This is a genomic window from Corynebacterium sp. HMSC05C01 (assembly GCF_001807155.1).
Taxonomy (GTDB): domain Bacteria; phylum Actinomycetota; class Actinomycetes; order Mycobacteriales; family Mycobacteriaceae; genus Corynebacterium; species Corynebacterium coyleae.
On sequence record NZ_KV787969.1, the window covers coordinates 141,248 to 148,610 of the forward strand.

General features: G+C 64.0%; 5 protein-coding genes and 1 pseudogene. 2 read left to right on the forward strand and 4 right to left on the reverse strand.

Going from position 1 to position 7,363, the window contains the following annotated elements; translation table 11 throughout:
* Nucleotides 1–6: 6 nt before the first annotated feature.
* Genes HMPREF3145_RS09625 through HMPREF3145_RS09635 form a run of 3 tightly spaced genes read right to left on the reverse strand, consistent with a single transcriptional unit; the run spans nucleotide 7 to nucleotide 2,824 of the window.
* Nucleotides 7–1,146 (reverse strand): THUMP-like domain-containing protein, encoded by a 1,140-nt coding sequence (locus tag HMPREF3145_RS09625; RefSeq protein ID WP_070423012.1) that lies wholly within the window; start codon nucleotides 1,144–1,146, stop codon nucleotides 7–9.
* Entirely contained in the window at nucleotides 1,136–2,011 is an 876-nt protein-coding gene (locus HMPREF3145_RS09630; RefSeq protein ID WP_070423013.1) for an NUDIX hydrolase, read from the reverse strand. The genes HMPREF3145_RS09625 and HMPREF3145_RS09630 overlap by 11 nt, the downstream gene beginning before the upstream one ends.
* Nucleotides 2,012–2,029: 18 nt before the next feature.
* The gene (locus tag HMPREF3145_RS09635; RefSeq protein WP_371325708.1) at nucleotides 2,030–2,824 is read right to left on the reverse strand and encodes an ABC transporter ATP-binding protein; all 795 of its coding nucleotides are present in this window, start codon (nucleotides 2,822–2,824) and stop codon (nucleotides 2,030–2,032) included.
* A 139-nt stretch (nucleotides 2,825–2,963) separates the two neighbouring features.
* Between HMPREF3145_RS09635 and HMPREF3145_RS09640 the strand changes: the two genes are divergently transcribed.
* Nucleotides 2,964–4,985: a maltotransferase domain-containing protein gene (locus HMPREF3145_RS09640; protein ID WP_070423015.1), complete on the forward strand. Its 2,022-nt coding sequence runs from the start codon at nucleotides 2,964–2,966 to the stop codon at nucleotides 4,983–4,985.
* A gap of 8 nt (nucleotides 4,986–4,993) precedes the next feature.
* Complete coding sequence (glgB, locus tag HMPREF3145_RS09645) at nucleotides 4,994–7,171, forward strand: 1,4-alpha-glucan branching protein GlgB (RefSeq protein WP_210384184.1); 2,178 nt, start codon at nucleotides 4,994–4,996, stop codon at nucleotides 7,169–7,171.
* Here the strand turns inward: glgB and HMPREF3145_RS11945 are convergent.
* Nucleotides 7,168–7,363 (reverse strand): annotated as a pseudogene (locus HMPREF3145_RS11945) (HNH endonuclease); the annotation flags it as partial. The gene glgB and the pseudogene HMPREF3145_RS11945 sit on opposite strands and share 4 nt — an antisense overlap.

Consider the following 7,363-nt stretch of genomic DNA (forward strand, 5'->3'; position numbering starts at 1 on the left):
CCAAGGTTAGGCGTGCACGCGCGGCCCGCACACATGCGCCACCGCCTGATCCCCAATCCGCGCGATCACCACCGCCATCTGTGCCTTGCCGCGCAGCTTCAATTTCTTGCGCAACTGGTCCGGGTCCACATCCACGCCGCGCACGAGGATCTCCACGCTGCCAGCACCGTGGGAGGCCAGCACCTTCTTCAGGGCACGCAGCGGCACCGCTTCCAGGAAGGGAAAGCCACTGTAGCCTGCCGGGATCTGCTCGCCGGTCAGATACGCAATGTGCTCGTCGAGCATGCTCAGACCGTGACGCGCAGCCCACCCACGCACCAGGCCCGCGCGCACCACTGCCCCGTCCGGGTCGATGATGTAGCGCTGTGGGGCGGTGACGTCGACGGTGTCGTCGTCAAGATCTGTGACGCGCTCCTCGCCATCTCGCAGGACCACCGCTTCTCGACGAACCCCTCCCGCCAACCCCGGCGTATACAAACACGCCTCTTTGACGCCGCCGTCGACGGACACCACGCTGACCAGCCCATCCCACCCCGAATAGTCGATGCCCGGCGCGCACTTCACTGCCATCTCGCGGCCGGCCTGCGCATCGAGCAAATCCGGCAGCGGTGGAAGCAACTGGGCTGGGTCGGTGATTCGGCGGCCCCCGGCGCGACGCGCTGGATCAGCAACCACCACCCCGTCAGACGTCACCGGCGTGAGCGCATCCGCCTGCGCCAGCCACGCCTCTTGCCCCAAGTTGTGCCGCGCCATGATCAAACGAGACATATCCAGGTCACTGCCCATCCACGCAATGCCACGCTGACGAAACGCCGGAGCTTCCGAGCCGACAGAACACGTCACGTCATGCACCATCTGCGCTCCCGCCTCGGCAATGCGCGCGGCACGTACCCCCGCTACGCGTGCTGGGGTGGCCTGCTGCGCGGCGTCGGCATCGGTAAGCCAATGGGCAGGAAACTTGCCGGCTGCGGCGCGCCGGGCGGCGATAAGCGCGCTGACGGCTCGGGCGTAGTCGCCAAAGTGTTGGTCCAACACCGCACGGTCGGCGAACACACTCTTTTTGGTCAGGGCGATCTCGGGCTCGACTGCGGAGATCGCGTCAGCGTTCGCTGCGAGGAACCGTGCCTCTGCGACGCTAAATGTCATAGCGTTTTCCGATCCTATCGACTGGTTGAAACGTAAAGAACTCCTCATAACGCTCGTCGTCGACCGGGTCGCCGATCACGGGTGCCAGGCTTGCGCCTTCGGCGGCGTGCAGGACGTCGTCGACAGTGTTAAAGCGGCGCAATTCGTTCAACTGGGCCCACGTCGAAGGGGCAAGGCGCACCAAACCATGCCGCCAGCCGTCAAGGATCAACTGTGGTGGGAACCAGTTCGCGTCGTCTGCCTCCCACGTATCCGAATCCGGCTCTTGGCCCTCCGGATTAGCGGCGACAAAGGTAAACGTGTCAAACCAATTGCCGCTTTCGGACACCCCGACCCAGCGCGCCACCGGCTTGAGCAGGTCCGCGCACACGTTGAGGTTGCTCTCCTGCAACACGTCAGTCAGGGAAAGCTCGTGAGATTCGAGCCGGAGGCGGTGGTTGTGGAAGGGGCGGGCGTCGTCGAGAAGCGTGCCGTCATCGTCAACCGCAAGCAGCGTGCCAGTCTCCTCGAACAGCTCGCGCACCGCCGCGAACAACACCGCGTGAGCCTTGTATTTGGTCACCCCGAGCTGGCGAGCAAGCGAAATCGCGGAACGCCCAAGCCACAACTCGCCATCGTCCCAGGCACGCGGCGGGAAATCACGCGAATCCACCCCGCCGCCCGGAAACACCGTCAACCCCGGGTAATTCGGCATGGACAGGACACGCTCCTGCACCCACACCTCAATCCCCTCGGCGCTATTACGTAGCAGAATTACCGTCGCAGATAAACGCGCACCGAAAAACCCGCTCTTCTCGCTCGGGTCAATCGAATCGGCCTCGTCGTGCGACAACACGGCCTCGTTGCGCTTCTTCTCCGTCGGCATTGCTCCCACCCCGGCGGTCTACGCCCGGTGCGCACCCCTGCGGGCTGAACGGGCGCGGCGTGCGAAGAAACGCCCGTCAGCGCGCGTCACTTCGATCGGCTGGTGGTAGGCGCGCGAGACGTTCTCGGACGTCAGCACGTCATCGATGAGGCCTTGGGCGACAATCTCGCCTTCGTCCAGCAGCATCGCGTGGGTAAACCCGTCCGGGATCTCCTCCAGGTGGTGGGTGATCATGACGATCGCCGGCGCATCCGGGTCCATCGCCAGATCCCCCAGGTAGGCCAGGAGGTCCTCACGGCCGCCCAAGTCCATGCCGGCGGCGGGCTCGTCGAGAATGAGCAGCTCCGGGTTGGTCATCACGGCACGCGCAACGAGCACGCGCTTCTTCTCGCCGTCAGACAGGGTGCCCCAGCGACGGTCGATCAGGTGCATCGCGCCGACTTGCTCAAGTACTTCGAGGGCTTGGTCGTAATCCATCTCGTCGTAGTCCTCGCGCCAACGCCCCAAAATGGCGTAACCAGCGGAGACCACGAGGTCGCCGACCTTCTCGTCCTCCGGCACACGGTTCGCCACCGCGGAGGACGTCACGCCGATCGCAGCACGCAGGTCGCGCATATCGGTCGCGCCGACGCGCTCGCCGAGAATGAACGCGTGGCCTGCCGATGGGAATTCCTGCGCCGACGCCATCCGGATCAAGGTGGTCTTACCGGCGCCGTTCGGCCCGATGACCACCCACCTCTCGTCGAGCTCGACCTGCCAATCGACAGGGCCGACGAGCGTGTGTCCGCCACGAATGAAGGACACGTTGCGCATGTCGATGAGCAGGTCCGGATCTGTCACCAATTCCTCTGTCTGATTCACGTCCCCCATCTTGGCCTATTTCGGCCCGCGTGTGTGGTTGCCCCGCGCTACCCTGGCGGGTGAATCAATGGTCGCTCGGAAGGTTTTGATGATGGTTGCTCGCTTCGGCATCGACGACGTCCGCCCCCAGGTCTCTGGGCGCACGTTGCCGTCGAAGGCGGTTGTTGGTGAGGTCGTGCCGGTTTCCGCGTTGGTGTGGCGCGAGGGCCACGATGCGATTGCTGCGACGCTGGTACTTGTCGCGCCGTCGGGTGCGCAGTACGAGGTGCCGATGCACGCCGAGTTTTATCGGCCGGATTATTGCCATGCGGTGTTTGTGCCGGACGAGCAAGGTCTGTGGCGCTATCGGGTGGATGCGTGGAGCGACGTCATGGCCACGTGGCGCAACGCGGTGGAAAAGAAGCTCGCCGCCGGCCAGTCGGAGGCGGAGTTGGCCAACGATATCGCGCATGGCGTGGAATTGTTCGACGCCGCGATTGCTCAGCATGCTTCCCCGGTGCTTGCCTCCGCGCGCGCATCGCTTATCGACGACACCCTGCCCCTTTCCCAACGCCTCACCCCCGGGTGCTCCCAGGAGGTGCGCGACGTGCTCGCCGAACACCCGCTGCGTGAATTGGTCACCCGCGGGCCCGTCGCCGATATCCTTGTGGAGCGTCGCGAGGCACTTGTGAACTCCTGGTACGAACTGTTTCCGCGCTCCACTGGTGGCGTGGACAAGAAGGGCAACCCGATCCACGGCACCTGGGCCACCACCGCGGCGCAGTTGGACCGAGTGGCGGCGATGGGGTTCGACACCGTCTATTTCCCGCCCATCCACCCGATTGGCGAGGTCAACCGCAAAGGCCGCAACAACCCCCTCACCCCCGAAGACGGCGACGTCGGCTCCCCGTGGGCCATCGGGTCTAAATACGGCGGCCACGACGCCTTCGACCCAAACCTGGGCGGCGAGGACGAATTTTTAGACATGATGGACCACGCCAACGAGTTGGGTCTGGAGATCGCCCTCGACTTCGCCCTGCAGGCCGCACCCGATCACCCGTGGGCGAAAGAGCACCCGGAGTTTTTCACCGTGCTCGCCGACGGCACCATCGCTTACGCCGAAAACCCGCCAAAGAAATACCAGGACATCTACCCGCTGAACTTCGACAACGCGCCCGAGGCCCTCTACGCCGAGATCTACCGGGTGCTCATGTACTGGGTCAACCTCGGCGTGACCACCTTCCGTGTAGACAATCCCCACACGAAGCCGGTGAACTTCTGGCACTGGCTCATTTCCAAGGTCCACGAAACCGACCCGGACGTCATCTTCCTCGCCGAGGCGTTTACCCGCCCGCCGCGCATGTACGGGCTGTCCAAGGCTGGGTTTAGCCAGTCGTACACCCACTTCACCTGGAAGGTGACCAAGGCGGAGTTGACCGACTTTGCCCAACTGCTTGTCGATGTCGCCGACGTCTCCCGCCCCAACCTCTTCGTCAACACCCCCGATATCCTCCACGCCACCCTGCAGGAAGGCGGGCCAGCAGCATTTGCGCTGCGCGCCACACTCGCTGCCACCATGAGCCCTTTGTGGGGCGTGTACTCCGGCTACGAACTCTACGAAAACCGCCCCGTCGCCGCCGGCAGCGAGGAATACCACGACAGCGAAAAATACCAACTGCGCCATCGCGACTTCGACGCTGCTCTCAAGCAAGGCAAATCCCTCGAGCCGTACCTGACGCTGCTCAACCAGATCCGTCGCGACAACCCCGCCCTGCAGCAACTGCGCCAAATCCGCTTCCACCGCATCGACAACGACAACCTCATCGCCTACTCCAAGGTCGATGCGATTTCCGGCAACGCGGTGTTGGTCGTCGTCAATCTGGACCCCACCGGCACCCAAGAAGGCCTGCTGCACATCGACGCCGACGCCATCGGACTGAGCCCCGGCACCTTCGACGTCCACGACCAGATCACCAACGAGCGCTACACGTGGACAACCGCCGAAACCGGCAACTACATCAAACTCTCGCCCGAGAAGAACGTCGCCCACGTGGTGCGTTTGCCCGAGGTTGCGCCGGATCGTCGAGAAGCACTCGCGTACCGTCAGATCTCAGACCACGACTACCGCCCCTAAGGACCACCATGAACACCAACCTGCTCATCCCGGACGGGGACCGCCAACGCCTCCTCGCCTGCACCCACAACGCACCCCACGACATCTACGGCTGGCACCCCCACGGCGACGGCTCCATCATCCGCGCCCGCTTCATCGGTGCCGAACGCGTCGAACTGCTCATCCACAACGCGTCCCAACCCATGCAACCGCTTGGCGACGACATCTGGGCCGCCACCCTCGACGACACCCACACCCCCGACTACCGCTACCGCATCACCTACCCCGGCGCCGATCCCATCATCGTCGCCGACGCCTACAACTTCCTACCCACCCTCGGCTCCCTCGACATCCACCTCATCAACGAAGGCCGCCACGAACGCCTCTGGGACGTCCTCGGCGCAAACGTCCGCACCTACGAAACCACACTCGGCGTCGTCACCGGCACCTCATTTGCCGTCTGGGCACCCAACGCCACCGGCGTAGCCGTCATCGGCGACTTCTGCTCCTGGAACCCCAGCCAGTACCCCATGCGCAGCCTCGGCGTCTCCGGCGTCTGGGAAATTTTCATCCCCGGCATCGGCGACGGCGACGCTTACAAATTCGCCATCCACACCGCCGACGGCACACGCATCGACAAAGCCGACCCGCTGGCTAAACGCACGTTGACACCACCCGAGACGGTGTCAGTCGTCGCAAAGCCAAGCGAATTCGAATGGAGCGACCACGACTGGATCACCGCCCGTGCCGGACGCGACGCCACCAACTCCGCCATGAGCATCTACGAATGCCACATCGGCTCCTGGAAACAAGGCTCCACCTACGCCACGCTTACCGACGAACTCGTGCCCTACCTCGTCGACAACGGCTACACCCACGTCGAATTCCTCCCCGTCGCCGAACACCCCTACGGCGGATCCTGGGGCTACCAAGTCACCGGCTACTACGCCCCCACCGCACGCTGGGGAAGCCCCGACGACTTCCGCCGCCTCGTCGACACACTCCACGCCAACGGCATCGGCGTCATCGTCGACTGGGTCCCCGCCCACTTCCCCAAAGACGACTTCGCCCTCGCACGCTTCGACGGCACACCCCTCTACGAACACCCTGACTGGCGACGCGGCGAACAACGCGACTGGGGCACCTACGTGTTCAACTTCGGCCGCCGCGAAGTCCGCAACTTCCTCGTCGCCAACGCCCTGTACTGGTTCGAAGAATTCCACCTCGACGGCATCCGCGTCGACGCCGTCGCCTCCATGCTCTACCTCGACTACTCCCGCGAACCCGGCGAATGGCTCCCCAACCAACACGGCGGCCGCGAACACTGGGAAGCCGTCCAATTCCTCCAAGAAATGAACGCCACCGTCCACCGCGAACACCCCGGCGTGCTCACCATCGCCGAAGAATCCACCGCATGGCCAGGCGTGACCGCCCAAACCGACGCCGACGGCCTCGGATTCTCCATGAAGTGGAACATGGGTTGGATGAACGACACCCTCGAATACTTCTCACTCGACCCAGTCCACCGCTCCCACCACCACAACGAAATCACCTTCTCGCTCGTCTACGCCTTCTCCGAACGCTACGTCCTACCGTTCAGCCACGACGAAGTCGTCCACGGCAAAGGCTCCCTGTGGCAGCGCATGCCTGGCGACGACTGGAACAAAGCCGCGGGCTTACGCGCCCTTTACGGCTACATGTACTCCCACCCCGGCAAACCGCTCATGTTCATGGGCTGCGAATGGGGCCAAACCACCGAATGGGACGAAGCCCACTCCATCAACTGGGACGACCTGCACCGCGACTACCACGCCGGCATCAAACGCCTCGTACGCGACCTCAACCTGGTCTACCGCGACACCCCCGCCCTGTACTCCCAAGACAACACCCCCATGGGCTTCCAGTGGATCAAGGGCGACGACGCCTCAAACAACGTGCTGGCCTACGTCCGCTGGGGCGTCGACGCCACCCCAGTCCTCGCCGTGATCAACCTCTCCGGCGTCTCCTTGCCCAGCTACCGCCTCGGCCTGCCCGAAGCAGGCGCATGGGACATGCTGATCAACACCGACGAATCAGTCTACGGCGGTGCCGGCAACGACCTGCCACGCAGCGTGCACACCGAACCCACCGAGTGGGACCGGTTCGACCAGTCCATTGAGCTGCACTTACCTGCAATGAGCGTGCAGTACTACGTCCTCCGGCGCTAAAAGCCGAAGAGTTGGCCCATTGCCCCGCGGTTGGTGTTTTTCACCGGATAGCCGCGGGGTGAGATCCATACCGGTGCACCCCGCACCATCACGATCCGGCCGCGTTTCTTCCGCCACGGATCATCATCATTGACCCGGTTGTGGTACCTGCATAGCGGCGCAAGGTTGCCAATATTGGTCTCCCCACCATGC